This window comes from Kribbella sp. NBC_00662, from assembly GCF_041430295.1.
Taxonomy (GTDB): domain Bacteria; phylum Actinomycetota; class Actinomycetes; order Propionibacteriales; family Kribbellaceae; genus Kribbella.
In genome coordinates, this window is sequence record NZ_CP109029.1 from 7,529,021 (window position 1) to 7,554,872 (window position 25,852).

Genomic DNA, 25,852 nt, shown 5'->3' on the forward strand with positions numbered 1-25,852 from the left:
GATGCCCGGTTCGTCATCATCCCGTCGCCGCCCCGGCACGCTCTCCCGCGCGCTGCCCCGCAAGCTGGGCACAGTAAGACGATCACAGCTGATCACAACCTACGGCGTCGGCGCGATGATCGCGATCGACAACGAGTCCTTCATCGTCGCGGGCCTCGACTCCTGGGACCTGCGGGATACAACCTCGATCTCGGAGCCGCGGCTGGCTCACTTTCTGGGTGTGAGATCCTTCCGGCTACCGCCGACACCCGACCCCGACCGCGGAGTCGACGGCGTGCGGGTCCGTCGTTTCCCGGAGATCTATTCCTGCCCGACCTGTAATGCTCTTCAACTCTTCGCCCGATTCAACTCTCTCGCGGGTCAGGCCAGGTGCCCGGACTGCGACACCGAACTCGTGCCTTCTCGGTTTGTCCTCGGCTGCGACAACGGGCACATCGAGGACTTTCCATACTGGAAGTGGATCCACCGCGACAGCGAGCATTCTGGGGGCAGGTGCGGTGGTGATCTATCGCTCCGAAGCCAGTCCGACAGTGCCTCGCTTCGATCGGTGGTGATCAGCTGCAGCTGCGGTGTCCCCGATGTCTCGATGGAAGGTGCCTTTCGGACTTCCGAGCTCAAGAAACTGCGCATAAGGTGCGAGGGAAAGCGCCCTTGGCTACGCGACGCCAGAGTCGAACCCTGTGATCAACAACCGCGAACGATGCAGCGTGGTTCGTCCTCCACCTGGCACCCGATCATGCGCAGTGCGCTGTCGATCCCTCCGTGGGGCGAGGGCATTTATGCCGTGATCGAAAGGCACAATCTGTTTGGAGCTCCAGATGACGTAATCCGCTGGTGCTACTCGAATCAGCTTCGTCCTCGAGAGAAACACGACGTCGAGGTCGAGGATCTGATTCGCGTGGTTCGCGACATCGAAGAGCAAGAACGGTCATCCACACAGGGACACCCTCAACAGGCGGCGGGTTTCGAGTCACTGCGGAAGGACGAGTACAAGCGTCTGGTGCGCGAGCATCGCTCGGAATCGGGTGCGCCAACGCCGTTCGAGAACGAGAAGCCCCTGGGAGACCCTACGCCGATCCAGGCGTTGGGCGTCGACCAGAGCATGCTGGTGAAGCGATTGCGCGAGGTTCGGGTTCTCGCGTCCTTCTCGCGAGGAGCACTCCCGACGGAAGCCGACTCGTCACAGCGTCACGCAGCGCTGTCCTTGAATGCGCACCTCGACTGGCTACCGGCGATGGAGGTCAGCGGCGAAGGTGTCTTTCTTCGTCTGAACGAGGAGAAACTGCAGTCCTGGGAAGCGGCACCGACCGTCATCGCTCGTAGTAACCGGATTCGGCGCAACCATCTCGCCCTGCTGCACAGTCGGGCGACCGCAGGCCGGAAGGCGAAGAGGGTGGTGCCGGACTCGCCTGTCACGCCTCGGTTCCTACTGCTCCACACACTGGCCCATGTTCTGATCAACGAGTGGAGTCTCGACGGGGGATACCCGGCGGCGGCACTTCGGGAGCGCCTGTACGCCGATGAGAACATGGCTGGCCTACTCATCTACACGGCCACGAGCGATTCCGCCGGAAGTCTGGGGGGTGTAGTGGCGCAGGGTGAGATAGTCAGCCTGGCATCCTCGCTGCACGCTGCAATCGAGCGAGCCGGTTGGTGCTCCAACGACCCACTGTGCATGGAAACCGAAGCAAGCGGCGCCGACAGCGTCAACCTCGCGGCCTGCCATGCCTGTGTTCTGCTGCCAGAAACGAGCTGCGAGACAAACAACAGCTTCTTGGACCGCGCTCTTCTCGTATCTGCTCCATCCGAGGGGGTACCGGGCTACTTCACACCGTTTTGATTCGGACGTCGTTCCGCAACTGCGCGTTCAATGCGCGCAGCGGCGGCGTCGACGCCTTCGTGCTCCCACACCCGCACCACCAGCCATCCTGCTTCCGCCAGACGAGCATCCGTGTTTGCATCTCGCCGGCGATTGCCGTCGATCTTCTCCCGCCAAAACTCCGCGTTCGTCTTCGGCCATGTGGCATGCAAAGGGCAGCCGTGCCAAAAGCAACCGTCGACGAAGACGGCAACACGTGCAGCCGTGAAGACAACATCGGCTTCCCGTCGCACGCCCAGGACCGGACGGCGGTGGACGCGATAACGCAGGCCGGCGCCATGAAGGCGCTTCCGCAGCTCAACCTCGACTCTCGTGTTCCGAGACTTCTGCCGACTCATCCGTTGACTGGTCGCCGCAGGCGTGTCGAGTCGCTTGATCGACCCACCCTTCACGCTTGCATCGTCCCCGGAACGAGAGGTGCTTCCGCTCACCGAACTCCCTCCAGGAACTCGCTGGGTACACCGTGCCAGGAGACGAACAGCTGTTCCCGAGCTCGCGTGCAAGCCACGAACAGTAAGCAACGCTCGCGTTGAAGATCCTGCATATGCGTTGCCAGATCCTCTTCCGCCGGAGTGATCGCGCTCGCTGGGGGGACATGTTGAGCCGTCACACCGATCACAGCCATGCAGCGGAACTCGAGACCCTTCATCCGGTGCATCGTGGCGACAGCCACGCCGACTGCTCCCGTGTGGGCGTCGGCCAGCGCAGACGCTTCGATTCCCGCCCTCTTCAATTCCAGAGTCAGCGCATCTACAGAAACGTTCGATCGAGCTGCGACGCCGATCTCGTGTAGTTCGACCCCCGCGTCCATCCACTCGCGAACCTGCTCGACCAATGCTTTCTGTTCGGCGGCGCGATTGGCGAACGACCTGAGCAGCGGCGGATTCCCATGTGTCTCGCAACGATACCCGGCGACAGTCTCCGAGCCACCGTTCATATCGTCTATCGCCTGGCCGTTCAGCATCGTGAAGCTCCAGGCGAGGATTTCCGCCGTCGTGCGATAGTTGACGGTCAGCCGAGCGGACCGCCCCGCGATGTTCATCCCAACATCCTTCAGGCTGATGCGGTGCTGATAGATCCTTTGATGCGTGTCACCGGCGATGAAGACATCGTCCGCTGCAGGTGCCACCGCCGCGCGAAGGAGCCGCCATTGACCCGGGCTCAGATCCTGCGCTTCATCGATGACGACGTGTCGGAACGGCTTGTCGGTCATCTCCCCCAACAGCTCGGCGGCTTCGATCTGAATCGTCTCGTGGGTCCACAACCCGGCCTCGACCAGTCCTCGCTGAAACGCGTCGATCGCTTCCCAGACCCGCGTACGTTGACGATTACCCAACGCGCGGCCGCGGCCATTGCGTCTGGCCGTCAGATACGTCTGTCCATCCGAGATCTGCTGGGCCAGGACAACTTGTCGCCACTCCTCGGCCAGGAAGGTCTCATTGAGCGGCAGCTTCAGTGCTGCCCTCACCCGGCGCCACCGCAGAGTCTCCTCTCCATGGGAGAGCATCTTCGGCTGTCCGAGGCGCCGACGGACGATCTGGTGTGCCAGCTGGTCGACATGCTGTACGACGATGCGGTCTCGCACTGTGCGATCGTCAACGAGCAGGTCGAGTCCCACCTGGAGCGACGCGGCGAGTGTCGAAGTGAAGGTGGTGACGAGAACGGGTCCCTCGCCCTCACGCGCCAGGTGATGCGCACGATGCAGGGCTACCACTGTCTTGCCGGTACCCGGACCTCCCGTGACCCGAGCCGGACCGCGGTACGACGCCGTCGCAACCTTGCGCTGGGACGGATGGAGGTAAATCCGCCAGAGGTCCAGCGGACGACGAAACACCTCGAGCAACTCTGCCGAACCGGAGACCAGGACGACACGCTCGGTTGTACGCTCGAGCGCTGCATCGACATCATCGGGGTCGATCGCCTCATCGGCCGGCGGCGCGCCGAGCTCACTCCAGACCTCTTCGGGTGTCAGCCCTGCAGCGAGTCCGTAGAGCACCTCCCACTGATGCTGCGGAAGAAACGCCCTGGCGGCCTCGAGTTGGGCGATGTCGGTCAGGACACCGGCGAACTCACGAGTCTGATCATCGACACCCAAACGACGTAGATCCCCGTCACCAACGTGGGAGAAGAGGCGGTCGTCCTTCCCGCCGGCCGCCCGACTCAACTCGGGTAAGGTCGCGTCGATGGCCTCGACGTCCCTCACTTCGATTCGTCCGGTCACGGCGTTGACAGTCACCTGGCGGCGCTGCGCCCACACATAGGCGTCATCGTGCGGGAGAACTTTCAGCAAGGTGTATGTGTCGCCTGAATCGGGGGCAAGGACGACACCGCGCCAAAATTTGTCGATCCGGATCGATCTCAGTCTGTCATCTCGCGCGTTGCCGACCTTCTCAAGGTGGATCCCAGCATGCGTAGCTTCGTCGAACTTCGAGAAGACATCGGAGACACGGTCTTGGAGCTTCCGGTCCAGGCGCGCGAAGTCTCGGAGAAACTCCCTCTCGATCGCCAATCGCGGCATATCGTCCCTCCGTCCGTGGAGTCCCGCTCAGCTCGTCGCTTATGTTGGTCGTCAACGGATCGTGCAGGCCACGAGGCTATTCAAGTCACCGAAGCAGGTCACCCAGCGGCCCAGTCCACGACGGTCTATACTTCCAGCGCAGTCTTCCAGGCGGGAGTACGCGGCGCACGGCTGCTGCGCATTGTGTCTTCATGTCGTGATCTGCCTGGGCAGCTGGAGGTCTATGACAGCGCCGCATCCGACAAAGTCGTCACCCGGGTCATCCGATCCGAGGCGGAGTCGACCAAGTCGACGAGAGGCTCCTCAACTGGGAGCCTGCGCCGCGCGTCGATCTCGACAGCCGTCGTTCTCGTTATCGCGTGAGGTCGGCGGTGAATTGGTAGGCGTCGCCTCTGTAGTGGTTGGTGCCGGAGAGGAGGGGGGTGGTGTCTTGGGTATAGGCGATTTCGGTGGCTACGAGGATGGCTGCGGCGGGAGCGAGGTTGAGGAGGGTGGCGAGGGTTTCGGTGGCGTTCTGGGCTTGGACTGTGTAGCGGGAGTAGGCGAATTCGATGCCGTGGGTGGAGAAGAGTTCGTAGAGGGAGGCGTCGGTCAGGTCGGTGCCCGATAGCCAGGGCGCGACGGCGACGGGGATGACCAGGTCTTCGACGGTGACGGGGCGGCCGTCCATGCCGCGGAGGCGGCGGATGGCGGTGACGGGGGCGGTGGGGGCGAGGTGGAGGCGGTGGGCCTCGTCGAGGGTGGCGGGGCGTTCTCGGTGGTCGAGGATTTCCGAGGTGGGGCGGAAGCCGAGTTCGTGGGCCATCTCGGTGAAGGACTGCAGCCGGCTCGGGGGTTCGCGCAATACCAGGTCGCGGACATACCAGCCGCGTTGCGGTGACGGGGCGATGAGGCCGTCGTCGGAGGCGGCCTGGAAGCCGGCGCGGACGGTCATCCGGCTGAGCCCGGTCTCCAGGGCGAACTGACGTTCGCTCGGCAGGCGGCTGCCGCTCGGGTACTTCCCGCGGACGATCCCCTCGCGGATCCGCTTCTTGACGCGCTCAACGGCAGGCTCTGTCACGGCGCTCACTATACCAGTTTCGTCAGTTGAGCCAGGCACAATTCCAAACTGGTTCATACTGGCATAACTGGTTTCAGCGTCGTAGGGTGGCGGGAAGTCACAGACGAAGGAGCAACGATGGTCAGCAGGCGGAACGTGTTGAAGTCGGGGGCCGCGCTCGGACTGTTCACGCTGGCCGGATGCGCGCCGCAGGGTACGAAGGCGAGCAGCGCACCGACCACACCCGCCAAGTCGATCGACGTCGCCAAAGCCGGTGCGGTGACGTTGACGATGCTGGACTTCTGGGGCGGTGACTCCGCCAGTTGGGTCGCCAGCGCGGTGAAGGGTTTCCAGGCGAAGTACCCGAACGTCACGATCAAGCGCACGTCGGTCGACTGGGGTCAGCTGACCCAGACGGCCAATCTGCGGCTGAAGGAGAAGAACCCGCCGGACATCATCACCGTCAACAACGGCTGGCAGTCGCTGGGGACGTTGTCGAAGGCGGGCCTGGTTCTCAACCTGGACGGATACTCGAAGTCGTTCGGCTGGGACAGGTTCCCGAGCACGATCCTGCGCCAGACGCAGTTCACAACTGACGGCACGGAGATGGGCAGCGGGTCACTGTTCGCCACGCCTGTCGCCAGTTCGTCGTTGATCGGCCTGTACTACAACAAGACGGTTCTCGACAAAGCAGGCGTCCAACCGCCGACCGATCTGGCGTCGTTCGAGGACGCGTGCACGAAGGCCAAGGCCGCGGGCCTCATCCCGATCGGTTACGGCTCGCAGGACAAGGGTTCGTCGACGGCGATTCTGCTTGCCCTGCAGGACCTTTTCGGCGATCAGAAGAAGATCAACGACTTCGTCTACTCGACCGGGTCGGTGAAGGCCGACGAGATCGGAATGTCCGAGGCGGCCGAGCACCTGAAGTCGTACCAGGACAAGGGCTGGCTCACGCCGAACCATGCCGGCATCCAGTACGCCGACGCGATCGACGCGTTCATGAAAGGCAAATCGGCGTTCCGCTTCGAGTACACGGGAACGCTGGCGTTCAAGGGCAATCAGAAGCAGGAGTACGGCTACGTCCAACTCCCCCAGGCCACCGGTGGAAAGGTCGTCGGCACGGGCGCTTCCACCGCGGTCGCCCTCGGGTCGAAATGCGCGCATCCCGACGTCGCAGCCGCTTTCCTCGATTTCCTCGCCGGCCCGCAAACCGCGCAGTACGTCGTCGAGGCCGGTCTGCTGCCGTTGCTCAATGACGTCAAGGCGCCCGCGGACAACCCCGAATTCGGTACCGAGATCGCCGGCCAACGGTCGCTCGACAAGGACAACGGATACGTCCCGTACTTCGACTGGTCGACGCCCTCGATGCTCGACACGCTCGGCGGTCAGGTCCAATTGCTGCTGGCCGGCCGGAGCACCGCGGCTGAACTGGTCAAGGCGGTGCAGGCCGACTACGACAAGTTCCAGGCCGCCCGATGAGTGTTCTCGCGATCGGTCGCACCAGAGCCAGGACCCGAACCGTCTCACGGCAAGCCCGCAAACGGCGCTGGATCGGTCTGCTCTTCCTCTCCCCCGCACTCCTGCTGTACGGCGTGATCGTGCTCGTCCCGCTGCTCCAAACGGTGAACTACTCGTTCTATAAATGGGACGGCGTCAGCGAACCGACGTGGGTCGGACTGCGCAACTACCTCGAATTCGGCCGCGATCCGAGGATGTACGCCGCTTTCGGCCACGTCCTCGTGCTGATTCTGATGTTCGGGCTGATCCCGCTCGGACTCGGACTGATCAGCGCCGCACTCCTCAGCAGGGCAAAGATCCGCGGCGAAGGCATCTACCGCTGGTTCCTGTTCCTGCCCCAGGTGCTGACGAGCGTCGTCGTGGCGATCATCTGGAAGCGCATCTACGCGCCGGACGGACCGCTCAACAGCATCCTGCGCGGCATCGGACTAGGTCACCTCACGCGTAACTGGCTGGGTGACTTCACCTGGGCGCTGCCGTCGCTCGGCATGATCGGTGTCTGGGGCGGTTTCGGTTTCACCATGGTGTTGTTCCTGGCCGGCATTCTCGCGATCCCGGACGAGCTGTATGAGGCCGCGCGATTGGACGGTTCCACGCGATGGCAGGAGTTCTGGCTGATCACGCTTCCCAGCCTGCGCGGACAAATGGCGATCGCCCTCACCCTGACCATCACCGGCGCGCTCCGGACCTTCGACATGGTCTACATCACCACGCAGGGCGGACCCGGCACGGCCACGACGACTCCGGCGCTTCTCCTTTACCAGTTGGCATTCGTCAATCCCGACGTCGGTAGAGCATCGGCGACTGGCGTCGTACTCGCCGTGCTGTGTCTCGGGATCGCTGTCGGCATCACGAGGATCATGGAGAGCAAAGACCGATGATCTCCAGATTCGAACGCGTCTCGAACTACGTCATCGTCATCGCGCTGACGGTCGGAGTGCTGTTTCCGGTGGCGTGGTTCGTCCTCACTTCACTCAGCCCGAACACCTCAGGCGCCCTCGACTTCTCCAATATCGCCTGGAGCAACTTCAGCGCGGCGTGGCACGACGGTAACCTCGCGCATTCGATGTACGCGTCCCTGGTGATCACGGTGTCCGCGGTCGTCGGACAGACAGTGCTGGCGATCATGTCCGGATACGCATTCGGCGTACTCGGCGTCGTCGGCGAACGCTTCCTGTTCCCGGTGATCCTGTTGGGGATGATGGTCTCGACCGAAGTGATCGTGATCCCGCTGTACTACGAGTTCCAGCGCATCGGGCTGACCAACTCCTGGCTCGGACTCGTCATCATCCAACTCGGAATGGGTGTGCCGTTCGGGACGTACTGGATGCGAGCGACCTTCAGATCGCTCCCCCGTTCGGTGATGGATTCGGCCGCTGTCGACGGTGCAGGAGTGTGGAGCACCTTGTGGCGCATTCTCGTCCCGATGGCGCGTCCCGCAGTACTCACCCTGGTCCTGCTCTCGTTCATGTGGACCTGGAACGACTTCTTCCTTTCCCTTATTTTCCTGGGCGATCCGGACAAGCAGACCGCGACAGTTGCCCTGGGCGCCTTCCAGGGCCGGCATGTACTGCAGGTCAATCTGATGGCGGCCGGATCGCTGATCGTGTCGCTGCCGGTCGTGGCCCTCTACCTGTTCTTCCAGCGCGAATTCATCAGCGGCGTCATGGCCGGCGCGGTCAAGGAGTGACGTGACAACGCCTATCACTGTGGTACCCGACGCTGCCCGACTCGGCGAGGCCGTGGCGCAACGGATTCTCGAGCAACTGTCGACAGGCAGGGCCATCGTCGGCTTCCCCGCCGGCCGCAGCGCCACTCCGGTTGCGGCTGCTCTCAAAGAATCCGGGGCCGACCTGGACGGCCTTCAGATAGTGATGATGGACGAATACGTCACCAGGCAAGGAAGTCACTGGGAGCTCCTGGACCCACACACACCCCACAGCTGCATCGGCTGGGCCGAGCGGAACCTGCTGGGTCCCCTCGGCCTTGGTCCGACCAGTCTCCTCACCCCGGACCCCAACGAGCCCGAAGCCTTCAGGCAGGAGATCCTCGACCGAGGCGGCATCGACCTGTTCCTCCTGGCCAGCGGTCAAGGCGACGGCCACGTCGCCCTCAACGGCCCCGGTACGCCGCGGCACGCGCCCACGCGGGTCGTCGAGCTGCCCGAGTCGACCCGCCGCGACAACGTGTCCACCTTCCCCAATCTGCAGTCCCCCGCCGACGTTCCGACGTACGGCGTCACGATCGGTACTGCGGAACTCGTCGAGCTCTCGCACTCCGCGGTGATGCTGCTGTGGGGAGAGAACAAGGCGTACGCCTTCGACCGCATCACCCAGGCCGACCAGTACGACCCGTTGTGGCCGGCAACGATCGTGCACGACTGCCGCAATGCCCTCATCTACGCGGACGAAGAAGCCGCACAAAAGTCAGAACGAGAAGGAGTCTCCTAGACATGGCTCGAATCAAGATGGCCTACATCGGTGGCGGATCCTCCCGAGCGGCCGGCACCATGGCGTCGTTCTTGTGGCACGGGCCGGAGTTCGCGGGCTCGGAAGTCGTGCTGATCGACAAGGATCCGGAGCGGCTGGAGATCGTCCGCCGGATCGCGGAGAAGCTCGCGGCACAGGGCGGTGACGGCATCACGGTCACCGCGACGACGGACCAGCGTGCTGGTCTGACCGACGTCGACGCCGTACTGACCAGCTTCCGTCCGGGCAACTTCGACGCGCGGGCCCTGGACGAGCGCATTCCGATCAAGCACGGCGTGATCGGCCAGGAGACGCAGGGGCCGGGCGGTTTCTTCATGGCGCTGCGCTCGATCAACGACATGCGCGGCATCACCGACGACCTGCAAGCGGTCGCCCCGAACGCAGTGATCTTCAACTACACCAACCCGGTCAACATCGTGTCGCAGGCGGTCGCGAGCTACACGCCAGTCCCGATCTACTCGATGTGCGAGGGTCCGCTCGTGTTCCCGCCCGTCGTACTGCGGGCGGCCGGGCTCGATCCGGAGCGGGCCAAGGTCACGATGGCCGGCGTCAACCACAACTGCTGGAGCTACGAGCACCTGTACGACGGCAAGGACGTCATGCCGCTCCTCGAAGCCGCATGGGAAGAGCGCAAGGACGACCCGACGCTCGACGACAACTCCAAGCGTGCGCTGCATCTGGCCGTGGTCATGCAGTCGATCCCGTCGGACTACTTCAACTACTACTACTTCCGGAACGAGGTGTTCCGAGCGCAGCAGGCCGCGCCGCGGACCCGTTCGGAAGTGATCATGAACGAGGTTCCTGGGTACTGGGAGCACTACCGCGAGCAGGCCGAGGCCAGCCACCCCGAGCTCGATCCGGCTCGGTCGCGCGGCGGAATCCACGAGCTGGAGCTGGCGATCGACGTCATGAGTGCCTACTACAACGACACGGGCGCACGCCTACCCGTCAACCTGCCGAACGCCGACGGGGCGCTACCGGGCTTCGATGCCGAGACCGTCGTCGAGGTGTACTGCAACGTGAACCGCAAGGGTTGCCACATCGAGCCACAGCAGGCGCTGCCGCTTGCTGTCCGAGGCGTCACGCGCCAGCTCGCCGACTACCAGATGCTCGCGGCGAAGGCCGCCTGGGAGGGCAATCGGGCCGACGCGATTCGCGCGCTGATCGCGAATCCGCTCGTGCCCGACCTGGCGATCGCCGAGCCGTTGTACGACGAGATGGCCGCCGCGCACTCGGCGTACCTGCCGGAGAGACTCCTGCGGTGAGAGACGTCTTCCTCGCGGTCGACGCCGGGAACACCAAGACCTGGGCTGGTCTGACCACCGCGGATGGTGACCTGATCGCCCTGGCTCGCGGCGGTGTCGGCGACATCTACGCACCAGCGGGGCCCGAGACGGCGCGAGCCGTCGTACTCAGCCTCGTCGACGAGGTGCTCCAGGCTGCAGACCTCGAGCCGTCCGAGGTCAAGCACGCGGCGTTCCGGTTGGCAGGCGTGGACTGGCCGGCGGACGAGCAGTTCTGGAGTGCGGCGCTGGAGCCGCGCTTCAACAGTCTCAGCATCAAGAACGACGGGTTCGCGCTGATTCGGTGCGGCCGGCTGGACGGGCAGGGCATCTCCGTCGTACTGGGTACGGGCGCAGCGCTCGCGGGCCGAGGGCCGGCGAAGGAGTGGGCGCTGTCGTGGTGGCTGCAGCATCCGCTCGGCGCTGCCGGTCTGGTGAGCGAGGCATTGCGGGCGGTGTACCTGGCTGAGCTCGGGATCGGTGAGTCGACGAAGCTCGCCGCCGTACTCCCGCCGTTGGTCGGTGCCTCCACGCCGGAGGAGATGCTCGAGCTCACGACGGCTCGCGGCAACGCGTTCAACTTCGCGGCTCAGGCAGCGCATGCTCCCGCCGTACTGGCGCTCATCGACGACGACCCGGTGGTGGCTGGGTTGGTCGATACGCAGGCGGAGCGGCTCGCGGAGTACATCGGCAGTCTCGCGCGGACCTGTGGACTGGTCAGACCAGTGACCGTAGTAGTCGGAGGTGGCCTGGTACCGGAACCGGACGCGCCCTTGTTCGTCGCTCTTCGCCGTAGGTGTGAGGGTGTTGATCTCCGCCACGCACAGGCGCCGGCGCTCGTCGGGGCGTTGCTCGATGCGATCGCCGAAGGTGGCGCCACGCCGACCGAAACGGTCCGGGCCCGACTGACTCAGAAGCTCAGGTGATGGGACTGTCCTGATTCTTTTGTTGGAAGAGTTGGCCGCGGCGAGCAAGGGTGGTGGGTATGGACTTCACTCATCTTGGGCGTACTGGGTTGTCGGTTAGTCGGATCGTGCTGGGGACGATGAACTTCGGTCCTCACACCGAGGTGGGGGACGCGCACGCGATCATGGACGCGGCGCATGACAAGGGCATCAACTTCTTCGACACCGCGAACGGGTACGGGCGGGCCATCTACCCGGGGCGGACCGAGGAGATCATCGGCGAGTGGTTCGCCAAGGACCCGTCGAACCGGCACAAGACCGTGCTGGCGACCAAGGTGTACGGCGACATGGGCGACGGCTGGCCGAACGAGGGCAAGCTGTCCGCGCTGAACATCCGCCGCGCGCTCGACGCGTCGCTGAAGCGGCTGCAGACCGACTACATCGACCTGTACCAGTTCCACCACGTCGACCGCGCGACGCCGTGGGACGAGATCTGGCAGGCGATCGAGGTCGCGATCCAGCAGGGCAAGATCCTGTACGCCGGATCCAGCAACTTCGCCGGCTGGCACATCGCGCAGGCGCAGGAGGCGGCCGCGCGGCGCAACTACATCGGCCTGGTCAGCGAGCAGTCGATCTACAACCTGCTCGTCCGCGACGTCGAGCGCGAGGTCCTGCCGGCCGCGCAGTACTACGGCCTCGGCGTGATCCCGTGGTCGCCGCTGCAGGGCGGTCTGCTCGGCGGCGTCGTACGCAAGGAGAACGAGGGCGTACGCCGGCTCGAGGGCCGCGCCAAGGAGACGCTGGAGCGTCTGCGCCCGCAGATCGAGCAGTACGAAGCGTTCGCCGACGAGCTCGGCCACGAGCCCGGTGAGCTCGCCCTCGCCTGGCTTCTGCACCAGCCCGCCGTCACCGGCCCGATCGTCGGCCCCCGCACGATGGAGCAGCTCAACTCCGCCGTCCGCGCGGTAGACGTCAAGCTCGACGAGAAGGCCCTCGCCCGCCTCGACGAAATCTTCCCCGGCTACAAGACCTCCCCGGAGGACTACGCCTGGTAAGACGCACCAGACAGCCGGTCGCCACCAAAGGCGGCCGGCTGTTCTATGCGTGGACCGCGGTGGTGGGGAGCATGCCGATGAGGGCGTCGGCGGCCAGGGAGGCGGCGGGGCCGGTGGGGACGGCTACTGAGACTTGCCAGGCGGAGGCTGCGCCGGGGGCCAGGGGGACGGTGACGTGGTCGCCGTGTTTGGCGGCGATGCGCTCGGGGACCAGGGCGACGCCGAGGTCGTAGGCAACGAGGGCCAGGAGCGTGTGTACGTCGTTGACCTCGATCGTCACGGGGTGAGCGACGCCGGCCGTGGTGAAGGCTCGGTCCGAGATCGCGCGAGCGCCCCAGGTCGGGTCGAAGTCGACGAACGACTCGCCGATCAGGTCGTCCAGCGTGACGCTCGACGCCTTCGCGAGGCGGTGGTCCGGCGCGCAGACGAGCACCATGCACTCGCGGGACAGCGGCCGGAGGTCGAGCCCGTCGACGGGGTCGCCGGCGGTGGCGACGAACGCGACGTCGAGCCGGCCGGAGGCGAGTTCGTCCAGCATCGGCGTGGAGCCGCCCTGGCGGACCTCGATCTCGACGGCCGGGTACGCCGAGCGGAACTTCGCGAGCAGCGCCGGTACGTCGACCACGCCGAGGCACTGCTCCAGCCCGACGGTCAGGTGCCCGCGCAGCAGCCCCTGGACCGCGGCGACCGCATCCTTGGCGGCCTCGGCGGCGGCAAGGGTACGACGTCCCTCGCACAGCAGCGCCCGCCCCGCCTCGGTGAGCTCCACGCTGCGGGTGTTCCGGACGAACAGTGACGCCCGCAGCTCACGCTCGAGCGCGCGGATCGACGCGGACAACCCCGACTGCGAGATCGACATCGCCTCGGCGGCCCGGGTGAAGTGTTTCTGCTCAGCCACCGCCACGAAGTGTTCCAAGTGCCTCAGCTCCATGACTAAGAACTGTAGTCGATCGAATCACCCCGATTCTGCGGCGCCGCATGTTGGATTACAGCGCCGCCCACCGAGGCGGATCGCCCGGCCATCATAAAAGCCTGCTGAAGCGCACCCCAGGCGCAGCCGGGCCCGTCTGCCGCGATTGCGATGGCCTGGCGGTCCACCTCTGTCGGCAGGGGCGAACACCCACCACTGACCAACCGTGCCAGGAGGCCGCAGACACGCTCGATGGCACAGTGAACAGCCCGCACTGGCAGACGTTGATCAGTGCGGCAGGTCCGCCTGCGATGGGTGCGGGAGATATCCACAGCACCAAATCAGCGGTCTCCGAGCGAGCGGATCCGAATACCTTCCCCAGCATGGAAGATCCCTTGGCGGACGAACTCCGCAACCACTGGACAGATACCGAACTCGGCCGGACCTTCGCCTTGCTCATCATCGCCAACGAGCACGCGGCCCAGGGAAGACCCGACCGAGCCGTGGCAATTTGGCAGCAGCTGATCAGCGAAGGAGGTAGAGCGGGCGACAGCGCCAGGGTGGACTATGCCGACTACCTGTTTCTGGCGAACCGGCAGAGCGAAGCTCGGAGCCAACTTGAGGCCGTTATGACCGACGGGCGGATCTACGCATCCGCGTGGCGCAGCGCGGCCGAGATGCTGGAGCGGCGTGGTGAGCTGGACGATGCCCTGCTCTGGTACGAGATCGCGGCCGACAACATGACCGCCGAAGACGTCACCAACACCCACCGGGTTCGAGCGCTGGTGACCGGTAGACGACGTGTGAAGTGGAAGCTGGGGTTGCCGCTGGATGGCATCGATCTGCTCGGGGAGCAGGGCAAGGACGAGGTACTGGATCGGGAGGCCGAGCTGCACGATCTCCTCCGCCTGCCAACGGTGAGCAACGGCCGCATCGAGGTGTGGGATCGGAGCGAGTTCGACGACGCCGTGCGGTGGCGCAAGCACCTCATCGGCGGAAACGCCGACCGCTACTGTCACATGGTCGAGCGCGAGCTGCGCGACCGCAAGCAGCGGGTCACGATCGCGACCTGGACGTACTTCGGTCTCCAGGACTGCCTGCGAGATGTCAGGACCCGTCACGACGAACTACCCGACGGGCGACGTGTCGCCTGGCCGCCGCCGCGCAACCAGCCGTGCTGGTGTGGATCGGGTGTCAAGTACAAGAAGTGCTGCGGTGGGCCGCTGCCTGCCGCAGAGCCTGTGCCCTCTCGTGCGGATCCTAGTGGGTAGGGTGTGCGGCATGGCGGATGAGGAGTTTCGGGTCGAGGTTGTGCTCAGTGACGAGGGGCACGGGTTGACGTTCTGGGACCGGTTGCGGGCGCTGGATCTGGATGACGACGCACGGAAGCGGCTCGGGAGTCAGGTGACGGTGACCCGGGACGGGAACCGGATGCTGATGTACACGCACACGCTCGAGGACGCCCAGGAGGCTGAGCGGACCGCCAAGGATCTGGTCGCCGACGACCATCTCGACGCGACGTACACGATCACGCGCTGGAACCCGGCCGAGCAGGACTGGACCGATCCGAGCGTGCCGGTCGGCCCGCACGACGCGGCCAGCGACGAGGCGAAGAACGCGGGCATGGAGGTCCCGGACCAGCGGTACGTCGTGGTCCAGGCGTACAAGCCGGAGTTCCTTCGCGACCTCGGTCTGTAAACCTCAGCGCGGGACGTAGCCGGTCTGCCGGCAGAATGCGTCGGCGGCGGCCTGGTGGGCCGCCGCCTCTCGTCAGGGCGGCCGAGGGCCCTGCAGCAGCGGGCCAGCAGGTCGTGCGCCAATTGCCGCCCGATGCCGTACTCGGCAGAATCAGCCAGCGCCTGGGTCGCCTGGGCGTGGGCGAGCTCGATCTCGCCGTCGAGGAAGTTGCACAGGGAAAGGTCGCAGTGCAGCTCGGCGAGGACGGTCGCATAGCCGGAATTCGCGGCGAGCGCCTCGCCTTCCTCGAAGTACGTCCGTGCGGTCGCGAGGTCGCCGGTGTGCAGGTGGGACTCGGCGAGCGCCTGCAGCGCGATACAGGTGTCGTAGCTGTTGTCGATCTCGCGACTGTCCCGCAGTACGTCGGTCGCGATCCGGCGCGCGTCCCCGTGACGACCTAGCCGGTTCTCGACGCCGGCCTTCGCCAGCCCCCGCTGGATCCCGTCGAGGCGATTGTCCACCAACGGCTCGGCGCGGCGCAGGTCTGCTGCCGCGAGCTCGAGTTCGCCGAGTTCCTTGTAGGCGCCGGCGCGGTTGACGACGCATGCGCGAGACGAAGGCCGCGACCGAGCCGCGTGCGGCGACGGCGCCGGCGATGCGCAGTGCGAGCGGGAGACCGGCGCACAGATCGACCAGTTCCCCGACGTCATTGGTTGCCTGAAGCATCGAGTAGACGAGGGCCGTGCCTGCTTCGGGGGTCAGGGTCGGGACACGGATCGGGATGCCGCCATCGAGCGCGGCGAGGGCGTCGAGCGGGTTCCGGCTCGTGACGAGGACGGCGCTGGTCGGCGTACCCGGGAGGAGTGGACGGACCTGGCCGCGTCCCTGGGCGTCGTCGAGGACGAGCAGGATGCTGCGCGTCGCCAGGCGCGAGCGGAAGAGTGCGGCGCGCGCATCGCCGTCGTCCGGGATCGCGTGCGAGTCGACGCCGGATGCCCGAAGCAGCTCGACGAGTACGTCGTCCGCGTGGCGCGGCTGGTCCGATGCGCCACGGAGGCGAACGAACCATTGCCCGTCCGGGAAGCGTTCGGTCAGCTCGCGCGCGACGCGAACGGCGACGGCGGTCTTGCCGACGCCGGGGGTGCCGGAAAGGGCGACGATCCGGACGCCTTCGGTTGCGGTGAGCAGGTCGACGACCTCGGTGATGAGATCGTCGCGGCCGACGAGGTTGCGGATGTCGAGCGGAAGCTGGTTCTGGTGCTGCCACTCGCCGTCGAGCGCGGACGTCAGGATCGATTGGCGGAGCGCGCGCAGCTCGTCGCTCGGGTCGAGCCCGAACTCGTCCACGAGCCGGCGCGCGAATCCGTCGTACGTCGACAACGCGTCGGCCTGGCGGCCGCAGCGGTAGAGCGCTGTCATCAGCAATGCGATCAGGCGGTCGCGCAGGGGTTCTTGTGCGCTGAGGGTTTGGAGTTGGCGGTCGGGGTCGTTCGACGGCCGGACGAAGTACTGGGAGATCGGGATCGCGCTGCTGCCGGAGTACCGCGGGCGCGGGATCGGGTGGCGGGCGCAGGCGATGCTGACGGCGTACCTGTTCGAACACACGCCGGTGCAGCGGATCCAGGCCGCGACCCATCCGGAGTACCTGGCCGAGCAGAAGTCGTTGGAGAAGGCGGGTTTCCGGCTCGAGGGCGTGATCCGCGGGTGCGAGGTCCGGGCCGGGCGGCTGCGGGACGGGTATCTCTGCAGCCGGTTGCGGGACGATCCGGCGCCGGACCTCGGCAACGGTTCGGTGACGGGACCTGCGACTGACACCGCCGGGGAACCTTCGGCGCATTAGTCTCGGCGGGTCGTTGCACGCTTACCCGGCGTGGTTCTGCGACATTGAAAAGGCTGAGAGAGGGGTCGCCCGTGTCGCGTCGTCGTGGTCTGGTCGCCGGTGCCGTCGTGTTGTCGTTCGTGCTCGCGGGGTGTTCCGACGTGGCCGCGAGCGAGACGAGCCCCTCGAATACCCCTTCGTCTACAGCCTCTTCCCCCAGCACGACCCCCAGCACGACGCCGAGCGCCACCCCGACCGTGAAGCCGACGGTCAAGCCGACCGTGACACCGAAGCCCAGGGTGAAGCAGAAGCCGGCGTACTACGCGTTGCGGGTCGAACGGCAGCTGGACAAGCTCGGGTACCCGGTCGGGGACATCGACGGTGACATCACCGCCCGCGCCAAGCAGGCGCTGTGCGCGTGGCGCGAGACGAACGGTATGCCGGTCAGCCGCGCCGGCCTGACCCTGAACGACGCGTACTCGGTGCTCAACGCAACCAAGCGCCCGACGCCGACCCGCTCCCCCGGCATCTACGTCAACAAGACCTGCCAGATCCTGTACCAGATCGTCGGAAACACCTACAAGCGGATCGTCTGGATCTCCACCGGCGCCCCCGGCTACGACACCCCGAACCGCACCGGCAAGGTCTGGCGCAAATGGGCCGGCGCACACGAAAGCAGCCTGTACGAGGACGCGTACATGTACGACTCCCTGTACTTCCTGAAGGACCGCCCCGGCATCGCGCTGCACGGCTCCCGAGTCAATTCCCTCATCAAGCCCTACCCCGCCAGCCACCGCTGCGTCCGCGTCATGCGCCCCGAAATCCACCAGATCTACGCCGACACCCCCATCGGCACCAAGGTCCAGGTCTACGGCGAGTACTAGAACCATCCAATTCCGGCTCTGACCTGCGGGTTTGTGCACACCGGTACTCATCATTGATCGACACTTGTCGCCCTCCCACGGAGCAGCGACGGAGCAGGCCGATGCCTATCGCAGCCACCTCGGCCCCGAGCCTCGAGGTCCGTTCCGCTGCCACGAACCGGAAAGCGCCTGAGTGGCAACGGTGGTAACGTCTGATCACCGCCGCAAGGGCCTTCCGACGACGGCGATATAGCCAGTACGTCCGGAGCCCGAAACCTTCCGGCGTACCGTCGGGACCGGCGACATCCGATCGCAGTGGGATGACCACCAAGACCAGCCGCCCCCGAGCCCGCGCAATTCTAGGCACGACCGGCGATCCGGTCCTGAGACTCTTTGGGGATCCAGGCCGACGATCAGTGCCGCTGTGTCCTCCACGGCCATCGCGCTCGGCGCCACGACGAAGTTCTACGGTGCAGTAAGGCCCGCACACGCCGGCAAGCCTGTCTATCTGCAGCAGTACGTCAACCGGACTTGGAAGACCATCGCAACAGTCAAGCTCAACTCGGCCGGGGCCTACGCGTTCGGCATCAAGCCCAGGACGCGCGGCACCTACGCGTACCGAACAGTCTTCACTGCAGACGCAGACCACGCCCAGACAGTCTCGGTGGCCAAGGCAGTCACCGTCCGCTGAACGTCCGGTATCCCCAACGCGCCCCGACTGAACGAGCCTCAGTCGGGGCGGCCCGGCCGTGCAGTACGACGTGTGCCCAGCCCGGCCGGCCGGAGCGCGATCGCTCGGCCGATGCCGGCGGTGGCGCCTGTGACCAGAGTCAGCGGCTCGCAGCTGTACCACTGCGTCGACCGGCGGGACCTGTCAGGTCGCCGGAAGTGCAGTCCTGGTCAGCTCCTCGGAGACTCGCCAGACCCGCTCGGCGTCCTCGGGACTGCGAAGCGGCGGGTACAGCCGCTGTTCGGCGGGTGGGCCGCCGAGGTTGCCGAGACCGCTGGGGCCGTAGAGCGCGCCGGCCTTGGCGTGGGGGTCGGTCGCAGCCATCAGGGCGGGCAGCTTGGCGGTCTCCACGGTACCGATCAGGATGCCGCGAGCCGAGAGCGCCCTGATCATACGGACCTGCGGCGTGTCACGGCTGCGCCCGAGCTCGGGACGCGCCGCCAGAAGACTGGTGGGAGCCACCCCGGGATGGGACAGATTGCTGGTAATGCCCCACCCGTGGGCCTTGCTACGGCGCTCCAACTCGACGCCGAACAGCCCGAAGGCGATCTTGGACTGGCTGTAGGCGCGCATGCCGTCGTACGAGCGCTCCCAGTTCAGGTCATCCCAGTTGATGTTGCCGCGTCGCGCCGCGACGCTGATCTGCGAAGTGACGCGGGCGAGACCGTCGCGTAGCAGCGGGAGAAGCTGACCGACGAGGGCGAAGTGGCCCAGGTGGTTGGTGCCGAACTGCAGCTCGAAACCGTCGGCCGTGGTCTGCCGGTTCGGCGGCGTCATCACTCCCGCGTTGTTGATCAGGATGTGGATCGGGTGACCCTCCTCGCGCAGTCTCTCTCCCAGCGCCGCGACCGATTCGAGCGACGACAGGTCGAGGCCGCGCAATGAGATGTTCGCGCCCGGTACGGCCCGTCTGATCTCCGCGATCGCGGACTCGCCCTTACGTGAGTTACGGACGGGCAGGATCACCTCCGCGCCGGCTGCGGCCAACCGTGCAGCCATCCCCAGCCCCATCCCGTCGCTCGCACCGGTGATGACGGCGCGCCGTCCGGAGAGGTCGGGAATCTTGATGTCTGTTGGTGTACGTCGCACTGGTTCGCCTTTCCCGTGGTTGTCATCGATCGTCGGACGAACCATCCGCGGTAACCACGGCCTACCGATCCGTGGCTACGGCCGGTCGCACGCGGTAGAAACGAAGTACCACTCGAGAGGAAGAGGACTTGATCGATCGCACAGGGTTGGCCGAATTTCTTCGCCACCGCCGCGAACAGTTGCAGCCCGAGGACGTCGGCCTGCCACGCGGACGGCGCCGTCGTACGAGCGGGCTACGGCGCGAGGAGGTGGCGGCGCTGTGCCACATGTCGACCGACTACTACGCCCGGCTCGAACGAGAACGCGGACCGCAGCCGTCCGAGCAGATGATCGCCTCCATCGCGCAGGGACTCCACCTCTCACTGGACGAACGCGACCACCTGTTCCGGCTGGCCGGTCACAACCCGCCGGCCCGGGGCGTGACCAGCGAGCACATCAGCCCCGGCCTGCTCCGCATCCTCGACCGCCTCGACGACACCCCAGCCGAGATCGTCACCGAGCTCGGCGAGACCCTGCGGCAGACCACACTCGGCGTCGCGCTCACCGGCGACACCACCAATTACAGCGGCCCCGCCCGCAGCATCGGCTACCGATGGTTCACCGAACCCGCCACTCGAGAGCTCTACGCCCCGCAGGACCACGCATTCCTGACCCGGATGTTCGCCGCCGGCCTGCGGCAGATCGTCACGATGCGTGGCCCGGCCTCCCGCGCGGCGGAGTTCGTTCGCCTGCTCCTGGACCAGAGCGAGGAGTTCCGGCAGGTCTGGGACAACCACGAGGTCGGCATCTATCCGAATGACGTCAAGCGCTTCGTGCATCCCGAAGTCGGCGCACTCGAGCTGACCTGCCAGTCTCTGCTCGACCCCGACCAGTCCCACCGCCTGCTCGTCTACACCGCCCACCCCGGCAGCGAAAGCCACGAAAAACTCCAACTCCTGTCCGTCATCGGAGCGCGCTTCGACATCGAACGCTGACGTGGGGGCCCAATGACAAGCCAGCCATGGAACATGACGCCTTCCGGGGGCGGAATCCCGTCAGCGAGCCAGACGATCGAGCAGTTCGGTCAGCAGCGCGTGTTCTCCTGGCGTGAGGTCGGCTGGGTCTTCGCGGAGCATCGCGCCCAGCGTGAGCGCGGCACTTGCACGGGTCGTCGGGGTGTCTCCCGCCGTTGAGTTCAGCACGCCGGCCAGCGCCGCCTCGCGGACGCGTTCGGACAGCGCGTAGTCCGGGTCCGGCTGCGTGATCAGCGTCAGCGTCACGCCAATGTTCGCGGCGAACACCTGCTCGGCAGCGTCTTCCGCGGGCACCTTCAGTAGGCCCTTCAAGGCCGCTTCGCTGAACCTCTCGCGCAGCGCGGCGTGGGCCGGAGCGGTGACGGCGCAGGGCTTTCCGGGCTCGGCGCGGCCATAGAGCAGGGCGTAGAACGTCGGGTGCTCGAGCCCGAACCGCACGTGCTTGTCCCAGCCCTCGCGCAGGTCGTCGAGCGGGTCGCCGGAGCTCTCGACGGCTGTGTACTGGGTGAAGCCGTGGTTCGCGACGGCGTCGATCAGGCCCTGCTTGCTGCCGAAGTGGTGGTACAGCGTCGGCGCCTGTACGCCGGCCCGTTCGCATACGGCCCTCGTGGAGACCGTGCCGGTGGTCTGCAGTAGCTCCGCTGCGGCGAGCAGGAGTCGATCCCGTGCATTCTGCATGTTGCTATATTAGCTCATGTATCGCTACATTGACATCTATAGCGATACATGAGTCGTTATAGCGAGGGGAGATGTCCGTGAGGACTTGGTTCATCACAGGTGGCACGCCTGGAGGATTCGGCCTGACCTACGCCGAGACCGCGCTGGAACAGGGCGATCAAGTGGTACTGACCGCGCGCCGACCGGCCGAGCTGCAGGAATGGGCTGACCAGTACGACGACCGCGTGCTGGTTCTCGAGCTCGACGTGACCGACGCAGCTCAGGTGCGGGCGGCGGTCAGGACGGCTGAGGAGCGGTTCGGTGGGATCGACGTGCTCGTCAACAACGCCGGCCGAGGCTGGTTCGGTTCCGTCGAGGGCGCTCGGGACGACGTGGTCCGCCGTACGTTCGACCTGAACCTGTTCGGGGTGGTCGAAGTGGTGCGGGCGGTTCTGCCGGGGATGCGAGCGCGTGGCGACGGCTGGATCGTGAACATGTCGTCGGTGGCAGGCCTCGTCAGCGCCCCAGGGTTCGGCTACTACGCGGCCGCGAAGTTCGCCCTGGAAGGGCTCTCGGAGACACTGCGTTACGAGGTCGAGCCGTTCGGAGTGCGTGTGCTCGTCGTGGAGCCGGGAGCGTTCCGCACCAAGGCCTACGCCGGCTTCCAGGACGAGCCTGTCGACGAGACCGTCGATGCCTACGTGCCGATGATCGAGGGCGTCAAGGCGGCGTTCGTGGACCAGAACGGCAAGCAGGCGGGTGATCCCGTGCGCGGTGTGCAGGCCGTGATCAGTGCGATGAACGCTCCCGTTCCACCGCAGCGCATCGTGCTCGGCAACTCCGGCTACGACGTCGTCGTGGCCATGCATGAGAACGCCCTTGCAGAGCTTCGCGAGAACGAGAAGCTCTCGCGGAGCGCGGACTTCTAGTAGCGCCCCACCACCTCGACCGAATGATCGGCGTTGACCCCGGCGTCGGCCGGGCGAACGCGCAGCCGGCCGACACCCGAAAGGGCGACGAGCCCTCGTGCTCGACTCGGAGGGACTCGACCGGTCCCGACTTCCAGAACGCGACCGCGTTCTGGCCACACCAGCAAGAAAGGACACAACCATGGGCACCATCACCGTCCCGAAAGCCATCGAGAACTTCATCGCAGCCAACAACGCCCACGACGCGGAGGCGCTGTTGGCCGTCTTCAACGACGAAGCGACCGTGTTCGACGACGGGAAGACTTACACCAGCGGCGGCGAGATCCGCGCGTGGATCCAATCGCACCTGATCGATCCCAAGATCGTGCTCACGCCGATCTCGTTCGAGAACGACCGGCTCATCGCCTCGGGCGCCGGCCAGTACCCCGGGAGCCCGTTACCGTTCGCATTCACCTTCGCGACGAAGGACGATCTGGTCACCGACCTGTCGATCGAACCCGCCTGATCCTGGACAGGCTGGAGCAGCATCACGCTGCTCCAGCTGCGCCAGTCCGTCCGGCGCGGCCACACCACCATCCGCGAGCTCACGGGCCGCGACGCGCTGCGCAGCGGGCAGGATCGATGCACTGGCAACGAGTACATATTCGAAGTGTGCGGTATTCCCAACAAACTCGTCACCGCGGTCCGGGCACAAGCCCGCACCCAGGGCCGCACCGTCAGTACGCCGACCGGGCAGCAGCACAACCCACCTCCGCGAGGATCGCAGCCGCTGACCTCTTAAGGCACATGAAGAGTCCATGCGACTCTGAATCATGGACCGGAATCGGGAATTGCTTGAGCGATTGTGGCCGACAGGTGGCCAACTCGCGTTATCGGCCGAGGCGGAACACGACCTGCGCGCCGAGGACTACGTGCTGGAGATGCCGCAGTCCGGTGAACGCATCGTCGGCCGCGACCGGATGCAGGCCATGCAGCGCGAATACCCGGCGCCACCATCGATCAAGGTCCTCCGGATCACCGGTGCCGGGGATGATTTCGTCGTCCTGCTGCGGTCGGACTACGGCGGTGACGTGTACTACGTGGCGAACATCGTCGAGTTCCGCGACGGACGAATCACCCGCGAGACGCGCATTTACGGCTCGCCGTTCGATCCGCCGGAGTGGCGCGCGAAATACGCCGAATGACGACCTCGACCTCGGCTCACTCGGCGACCTCGGTAGCGCGGGACTCGCGGGACGACGGTGACGCCGATCTGGCCGGGGCGTGAGTTCCTCCTCTACCCGCACGGCGATGTCGCGGGCCATCACCTGTGCGGCGATGTCGTCGACGACGTCCGGCAACACCATCACCAGGATGTCGCAGCCGGCCCGCACCGCGAATACCTTCACGACGCAGCTGAGCCCGACGTCGCCGCGGCGCGTTGGAGACGAGCCTCTCGCGGGGAGGCCGGGATCCGCGCTGGTTACCTTGTGGCCGAGCATCGTCCATTGGGGTCGACTTTGCCCGACGCGCTCAGTCCTCATCTCCGTGAAGGTCAGCTACTCATTCCGTTTGACTGGCAACCGGTGCATATTCGAAGTATGCGGTATTCCTGTCCACAGAGGGATCGGCGACTGCGACGACTGGCTCTGGTTCGTGAGCAGTGCTGGGTTATGAGGACTGGGTGCCTCGGCGAGCTTCGACAAGTTCGCTCAAGTGCGCTCGAGCTCGGACGCCTCGAATATCCGCCCTTTGCCTGTGCACGAGACGATGCCCATTCGGCTTGTGTCTTTGAAGCCGCCTCCGACAACTACCTCGTCGCCTGGCCGGCCGGCGACTTGTCCGTTTGCGTCAATCAGGGCGAGTGTGCCGTCAAGGAGTGCGACACTCCAGCCTGGAGGCCAGGCCACATCGATGTCGACGAGGGTGTCGACGCCGGGAGCAAAGCTCATCGGGCTGCGGACCACCAGGCAGTTTGTGGAAGCGTCGATCTCGAGAGTCCCGGGCAACGCAGCCTGCATCGCCACTGTAGGCACCTTGAGTTGAACAGTCAGACCGGGCAGCGCAGCATCGCGGTTCCGCTTCTCGTCACGATTCATCAGACCATCTCCAGGCTGTTGCACTAGATGCATCAATGTTGCTGTGAGCCCGTCTGCCCAGGTCAGCGGCTGCTGACGCTCCTACTCGCACGCTCATTGCACCTCCCTGACCTGCGCGATCAGCTGATCCGGATCAGCGAGCAATGTTGCATCAAGTGCAATTCATCCCGTTTGTGCTCTGGGACCTTGGCCCCGTCGCACCTCCCGCACCGCCACCCGTCGGCCACGTCACCAGCATCCGCCCGGAACTCAGCCCATGTCACCCTACGGAGCCCGTTCGGCGGCGCCGGCGTGATGCGCTCCAGCTGCCTGGGACCGGACGGCTTCCTCGGTCTGCCCGAGCTTCACACTCATCACACCCACTGGCGTGTTGCCCTCGGCAAGCTCACGCAACTGCCGAACCTGCTCGTCGGTCCAACCCTGGCCGCTATTACGGCTCGCTGTTGCCTCTGGCATCGTCTGCTCCCTCCACAATCGCCCTTGGCCGACCAGTACACAAGGCACCAACCGTCCATCTCCGACGGCCGACGTTGCACGCTCACGCCTTCACACATCAGGGCGCTGGGCCTGGCCCGCCGGCGATGCCCCTCAGCTCACCGGCCCGGGCCCGCCCGAGCGCACGTGGGGGCTGTAGTGACTCGGGGCTGAAGCCTCACCGCAGTCAGCAGTCGCAATGACTGGCCCTCACTGTGCTTGACGTGCCCAGCTCATCGGAATCTCAATCCCTGCCCGCCCGACTATCGGAAAGCTGCAGGTTGGGGGCCACCGAACAACCATCAGCGGGCCTATCTGACCAGCTGCCCGCCAGGTCGCGACGCGCCGACGCGACGGATTCCAACCTTAGGCGGCGAAGCCGATCTCGCCACCAGCGAAGGTTTCCTGTTCAGGAAACCTTCCATCCGAACGTGTTCAATCGGCGTTGTACCGGCGGGACGGCGCTTGCCGATCATGGCGCCAGGTGTCCGCGCATTCAAGGGGCGTCGTGGGGTACCGCAAGGCTGGAACCGTCCCTGTGTGCGGAAGGAAGACCATCATGAGCACATTCGAGCCGTGGAGTTACCGCGAGGATGTCGGCTACACCCAGGGCACGAACATCGTCGGGTACAAGATCGCGGCCACCGATGGCGACATCGGCAAGATCGACAAGGCGACGAACGACGTCGGCGCCGCGTCGATCGTGGTCGACACCGGTCCGTGGATCCTCGGCCGCAAGGTCCTGCTGCCCGCCGGCGTCGTCCAGCGGATCGACCACGACGACGAGAAGGTGTACGTCGACCGCACGAAGGACCAGATCAAGGACGCCCCGGAGTACGACCCCGATGCGTCCGACTACGACGACCGCGACTACCGCGACCGCCTGGGCAACTACTACGGCGACTACTACAAACGCGGCATGTAGCC

General features: G+C 65.7%; 27 protein-coding genes. 18 read left to right on the top strand and 9 right to left on the bottom strand.

Annotated features, from left to right (window positions below; all coding sequences use genetic code 11):
- The first annotated feature begins 1 nt into the window (after position 1).
- Positions 2–1,840, top strand: a complete 1,839-nt coding sequence (gene drmB / locus OHA10_RS37040; RefSeq protein WP_371403460.1) for a DrmB family protein — start codon at positions 2–4, stop codon at positions 1,838–1,840.
- Here drmB and OHA10_RS37045 read toward each other — a convergent pair.
- From OHA10_RS37045 to OHA10_RS37055, 3 genes are all read right to left on the bottom strand, one after another.
- Positions 1,822–2,271 (bottom strand): very short patch repair endonuclease, encoded by a 450-nt coding sequence (locus OHA10_RS37045; protein ID WP_371403461.1) that lies wholly within the window; start codon positions 2,269–2,271, stop codon positions 1,822–1,824. The genes drmB and OHA10_RS37045 overlap by 19 nt on opposite strands.
- A gap of 35 nt (positions 2,272–2,306) precedes the next feature.
- The gene (locus tag OHA10_RS37050; RefSeq protein ID WP_371403462.1) at positions 2,307–4,397 is read right to left on the bottom strand and encodes a UvrD-helicase domain-containing protein; all 2,091 of its coding nucleotides are present in this window, start codon (positions 4,395–4,397) and stop codon (positions 2,307–2,309) included.
- A 352-nt stretch (positions 4,398–4,749) separates the two neighbouring features.
- The gene (locus tag OHA10_RS37055) at positions 4,750–5,457 is read right to left on the bottom strand and encodes a GntR family transcriptional regulator (RefSeq protein ID WP_371403463.1); all 708 of its coding nucleotides are present in this window, start codon (positions 5,455–5,457) and stop codon (positions 4,750–4,752) included.
- Positions 5,458–5,574: 117 nt separating this feature from the next.
- Between OHA10_RS37055 and OHA10_RS37060 the strand changes: the two genes are divergently transcribed.
- Genes OHA10_RS37060 through OHA10_RS37090 form a run of 7 tightly spaced genes read left to right on the top strand, consistent with a single transcriptional unit; the run spans position 5,575 to position 12,686 of the window.
- Positions 5,575–6,915, top strand: coding sequence for an ABC transporter substrate-binding protein (locus OHA10_RS37060; RefSeq protein WP_371403464.1), 1,341 nt, complete (start codon positions 5,575–5,577; stop codon positions 6,913–6,915).
- On the top strand, positions 6,912–7,835 hold the full coding sequence (locus tag OHA10_RS37065; protein ID WP_371403465.1) for a carbohydrate ABC transporter permease: 924 nt from the start codon (positions 6,912–6,914) through the stop codon (positions 7,833–7,835). The genes OHA10_RS37060 and OHA10_RS37065 overlap by 4 nt, the downstream gene beginning before the upstream one ends.
- Entirely contained in the window at positions 7,832–8,644 is an 813-nt protein-coding gene (locus OHA10_RS37070) for a carbohydrate ABC transporter permease (protein WP_371403466.1), read from the top strand. Before OHA10_RS37065 ends, OHA10_RS37070 begins: the two co-directional genes overlap by 4 nt.
- Before the next feature lies 1 nt (position 8,645).
- Entirely contained in the window at positions 8,646–9,404 is a 759-nt protein-coding gene (locus tag OHA10_RS37075; RefSeq protein WP_371403467.1) for a 6-phosphogluconolactonase, read from the top strand.
- Positions 9,405–9,406: 2 nt separating this feature from the next.
- Positions 9,407–10,708 carry a glycoside hydrolase gene (locus OHA10_RS37080; protein ID WP_371403468.1) on the top strand — a complete coding sequence of 434 codons (1,302 nt, stop codon included), beginning with the start codon at positions 9,407–9,409 and terminating at the stop codon, positions 10,706–10,708.
- Entirely contained in the window at positions 10,705–11,652 is a 948-nt protein-coding gene (locus OHA10_RS37085) for a hypothetical protein (RefSeq protein WP_371403469.1), read from the top strand. Before OHA10_RS37080 ends, OHA10_RS37085 begins: the two co-directional genes overlap by 4 nt.
- A 59-nt stretch (positions 11,653–11,711) precedes the next feature.
- Positions 11,712–12,686 carry an aldo/keto reductase gene (locus OHA10_RS37090; RefSeq protein ID WP_371403470.1) on the top strand — a complete coding sequence of 325 codons (975 nt, stop codon included), beginning with the start codon at positions 11,712–11,714 and terminating at the stop codon, positions 12,684–12,686.
- 43 nt (positions 12,687–12,729) lie between these two features.
- Here the strand turns inward: OHA10_RS37090 and OHA10_RS37095 are convergent, their stop codons facing one another.
- Entirely contained in the window at positions 12,730–13,617 is an 888-nt protein-coding gene (locus OHA10_RS37095; protein WP_371403471.1) for a LysR family transcriptional regulator, read from the bottom strand.
- 362 nt (positions 13,618–13,979) lie between these two features.
- Between OHA10_RS37095 and OHA10_RS37100 the strand changes: the two genes are divergently transcribed.
- Both OHA10_RS37100 and OHA10_RS37105 read left to right on the top strand, forming a co-directional pair.
- Complete coding sequence (locus tag OHA10_RS37100; RefSeq protein ID WP_371403472.1) at positions 13,980–14,867, top strand: SEC-C metal-binding domain-containing protein; 888 nt, start codon at positions 13,980–13,982, stop codon at positions 14,865–14,867.
- Between the two features lie 10 nt (positions 14,868–14,877).
- Complete coding sequence (locus tag OHA10_RS37105) at positions 14,878–15,294, top strand: hypothetical protein (protein ID WP_371403473.1); 417 nt, start codon at positions 14,878–14,880, stop codon at positions 15,292–15,294.
- A gap of 150 nt (positions 15,295–15,444) precedes the next feature.
- On the opposite strand, the gene OHA10_RS37110 is transcribed toward OHA10_RS37105, so the two are convergent.
- A complete protein-coding gene (locus OHA10_RS37110) occupies positions 15,445–16,692 on the bottom strand; it encodes a BTAD domain-containing putative transcriptional regulator (RefSeq protein ID WP_371408027.1) in 1,248 nt (415 codons plus the stop codon).
- Positions 16,693–16,732: 40 nt separating this feature from the next.
- On the opposite strand from OHA10_RS37110, the gene OHA10_RS37115 reads away from it, so the two are divergent.
- From OHA10_RS37115 to OHA10_RS37125, 3 genes are all read left to right on the top strand, one after another.
- The gene (locus OHA10_RS37115; RefSeq protein WP_371408028.1) at positions 16,733–17,113 is read left to right on the top strand and encodes a GNAT family N-acetyltransferase; all 381 of its coding nucleotides are present in this window, start codon (positions 16,733–16,735) and stop codon (positions 17,111–17,113) included.
- 71 nt (positions 17,114–17,184) lie between these two features.
- A complete protein-coding gene (locus OHA10_RS37120) occupies positions 17,185–17,976 on the top strand; it encodes a L,D-transpeptidase family protein (RefSeq protein WP_371403474.1) in 792 nt (263 codons plus the stop codon).
- Between the two features lie 403 nt (positions 17,977–18,379).
- Positions 18,380–18,646: a hypothetical protein gene (locus OHA10_RS37125; protein WP_371403475.1), complete on the top strand. Its 267-nt coding sequence runs from the start codon at positions 18,380–18,382 to the stop codon at positions 18,644–18,646.
- A gap of 183 nt (positions 18,647–18,829) precedes the next feature.
- On the opposite strand, the gene OHA10_RS37130 is transcribed toward OHA10_RS37125, so the two are convergent.
- Complete coding sequence (locus OHA10_RS37130) at positions 18,830–19,774, bottom strand: SDR family oxidoreductase (RefSeq protein WP_371403476.1); 945 nt, start codon at positions 19,772–19,774, stop codon at positions 18,830–18,832.
- A gap of 128 nt (positions 19,775–19,902) precedes the next feature.
- Between OHA10_RS37130 and OHA10_RS37135 the strand changes: the two genes are divergently transcribed.
- A complete protein-coding gene (locus tag OHA10_RS37135) occupies positions 19,903–20,748 on the top strand; it encodes a helix-turn-helix transcriptional regulator (protein ID WP_371403477.1) in 846 nt (281 codons plus the stop codon).
- 60 nt (positions 20,749–20,808) lie between these two features.
- Here the strand turns inward: OHA10_RS37135 and OHA10_RS37140 are convergent, their stop codons facing one another.
- On the bottom strand, positions 20,809–21,465 hold the full coding sequence (locus tag OHA10_RS37140; protein ID WP_371403478.1) for a TetR/AcrR family transcriptional regulator: 657 nt from the start codon (positions 21,463–21,465) through the stop codon (positions 20,809–20,811).
- A 77-nt stretch (positions 21,466–21,542) separates the two neighbouring features.
- On the opposite strand from OHA10_RS37140, the gene OHA10_RS37145 reads away from it, so the two are divergent.
- The 3 genes from OHA10_RS37145 (at position 21,543) to OHA10_RS37155 (ending at position 23,557) form a co-directional block, all read left to right on the top strand.
- Positions 21,543–22,373, top strand: coding sequence for an SDR family NAD(P)-dependent oxidoreductase (locus tag OHA10_RS37145; RefSeq protein WP_371403479.1), 831 nt, complete (start codon positions 21,543–21,545; stop codon positions 22,371–22,373).
- Positions 22,374–22,470: 97 nt separating this feature from the next.
- The gene (locus tag OHA10_RS37150) at positions 22,471–22,878 is read left to right on the top strand and encodes a nuclear transport factor 2 family protein (RefSeq protein ID WP_371403480.1); all 408 of its coding nucleotides are present in this window, start codon (positions 22,471–22,473) and stop codon (positions 22,876–22,878) included.
- Between the two features lie 325 nt (positions 22,879–23,203).
- A complete protein-coding gene (locus OHA10_RS37155) occupies positions 23,204–23,557 on the top strand; it encodes a nuclear transport factor 2 family protein (protein ID WP_371403481.1) in 354 nt (117 codons plus the stop codon).
- Between the two features lie 507 nt (positions 23,558–24,064).
- Here OHA10_RS37155 and OHA10_RS37160 read toward each other — a convergent pair.
- Positions 24,065–24,451: a hypothetical protein gene (locus tag OHA10_RS37160; RefSeq protein ID WP_371403482.1), complete on the bottom strand. Its 387-nt coding sequence runs from the start codon at positions 24,449–24,451 to the stop codon at positions 24,065–24,067.
- Positions 24,452–24,715: 264 nt separating this feature from the next.
- Positions 24,716–24,907 (bottom strand): hypothetical protein, encoded by a 192-nt coding sequence (locus OHA10_RS37165; RefSeq protein ID WP_371403483.1) that lies wholly within the window; start codon positions 24,905–24,907, stop codon positions 24,716–24,718.
- Between the two features lie 577 nt (positions 24,908–25,484).
- On the opposite strand from OHA10_RS37165, the gene OHA10_RS37170 reads away from it, so the two are divergent.
- Entirely contained in the window at positions 25,485–25,850 is a 366-nt protein-coding gene (locus OHA10_RS37170) for a PRC-barrel domain-containing protein (protein ID WP_371400644.1), read from the top strand.
- Positions 25,851–25,852 lie beyond the last annotated feature (2 nt).

Excerpts from the sequence above, each read along its gene's own strand:
- OHA10_RS37060 (WP_371403464.1), top strand. The coding sequence starts at position 5,575 with ATGGTCAGCAGGCGGAACGTGTTGAAGTCGGGGGCCGCGCTCGGACTG.
- OHA10_RS37160 (WP_371403482.1), bottom strand. The coding sequence starts at position 24,451 with ATGAATCGTGACGAGAAGCGGAACCGCGATGCTGCGCTGCCCGGTCTG.
- OHA10_RS37110 (WP_371408027.1), bottom strand. The coding sequence starts at position 16,692 with ATGACAGCGCTCTACCGCTGCGGCCGCCAGGCCGACGCGTTGTCGACG.
- OHA10_RS37140 (WP_371403478.1), bottom strand. The coding sequence starts at position 21,465 with ATGCAGAATGCACGGGATCGACTCCTGCTCGCCGCAGCGGAGCTACTG.
- OHA10_RS37105 (WP_371403473.1), top strand. The coding sequence starts at position 14,878 with ATGGCGGATGAGGAGTTTCGGGTCGAGGTTGTGCTCAGTGACGAGGGG.
- OHA10_RS37090 (WP_371403470.1), top strand. The coding sequence starts at position 11,712 with ATGGACTTCACTCATCTTGGGCGTACTGGGTTGTCGGTTAGTCGGATC.
- drmB (WP_371403460.1), top strand. The coding sequence starts at position 2 with ATGCCCGGTTCGTCATCATCCCGTCGCCGCCCCGGCACGCTCTCCCGC.
- OHA10_RS37080 (WP_371403468.1), top strand. The coding sequence starts at position 9,407 with ATGGCTCGAATCAAGATGGCCTACATCGGTGGCGGATCCTCCCGAGCG.
- OHA10_RS37065 (WP_371403465.1), top strand. The coding sequence starts at position 6,912 with ATGAGTGTTCTCGCGATCGGTCGCACCAGAGCCAGGACCCGAACCGTC.
- OHA10_RS37095 (WP_371403471.1), bottom strand. The coding sequence starts at position 13,617 with ATGGAGCTGAGGCACTTGGAACACTTCGTGGCGGTGGCTGAGCAGAAA.
- OHA10_RS37170 (WP_371400644.1), top strand. The coding sequence starts at position 25,485 with ATGAGCACATTCGAGCCGTGGAGTTACCGCGAGGATGTCGGCTACACC.
- OHA10_RS37100 (WP_371403472.1), top strand. The coding sequence starts at position 13,980 with ATGGAAGATCCCTTGGCGGACGAACTCCGCAACCACTGGACAGATACC.
- OHA10_RS37050 (WP_371403462.1), bottom strand. The coding sequence starts at position 4,397 with ATGCCGCGATTGGCGATCGAGAGGGAGTTTCTCCGAGACTTCGCGCGC.
- OHA10_RS37070 (WP_371403466.1), top strand. The coding sequence starts at position 7,832 with ATGATCTCCAGATTCGAACGCGTCTCGAACTACGTCATCGTCATCGCG.
- OHA10_RS37165 (WP_371403483.1), bottom strand. The coding sequence starts at position 24,907 with ATGCCAGAGGCAACAGCGAGCCGTAATAGCGGCCAGGGTTGGACCGAC.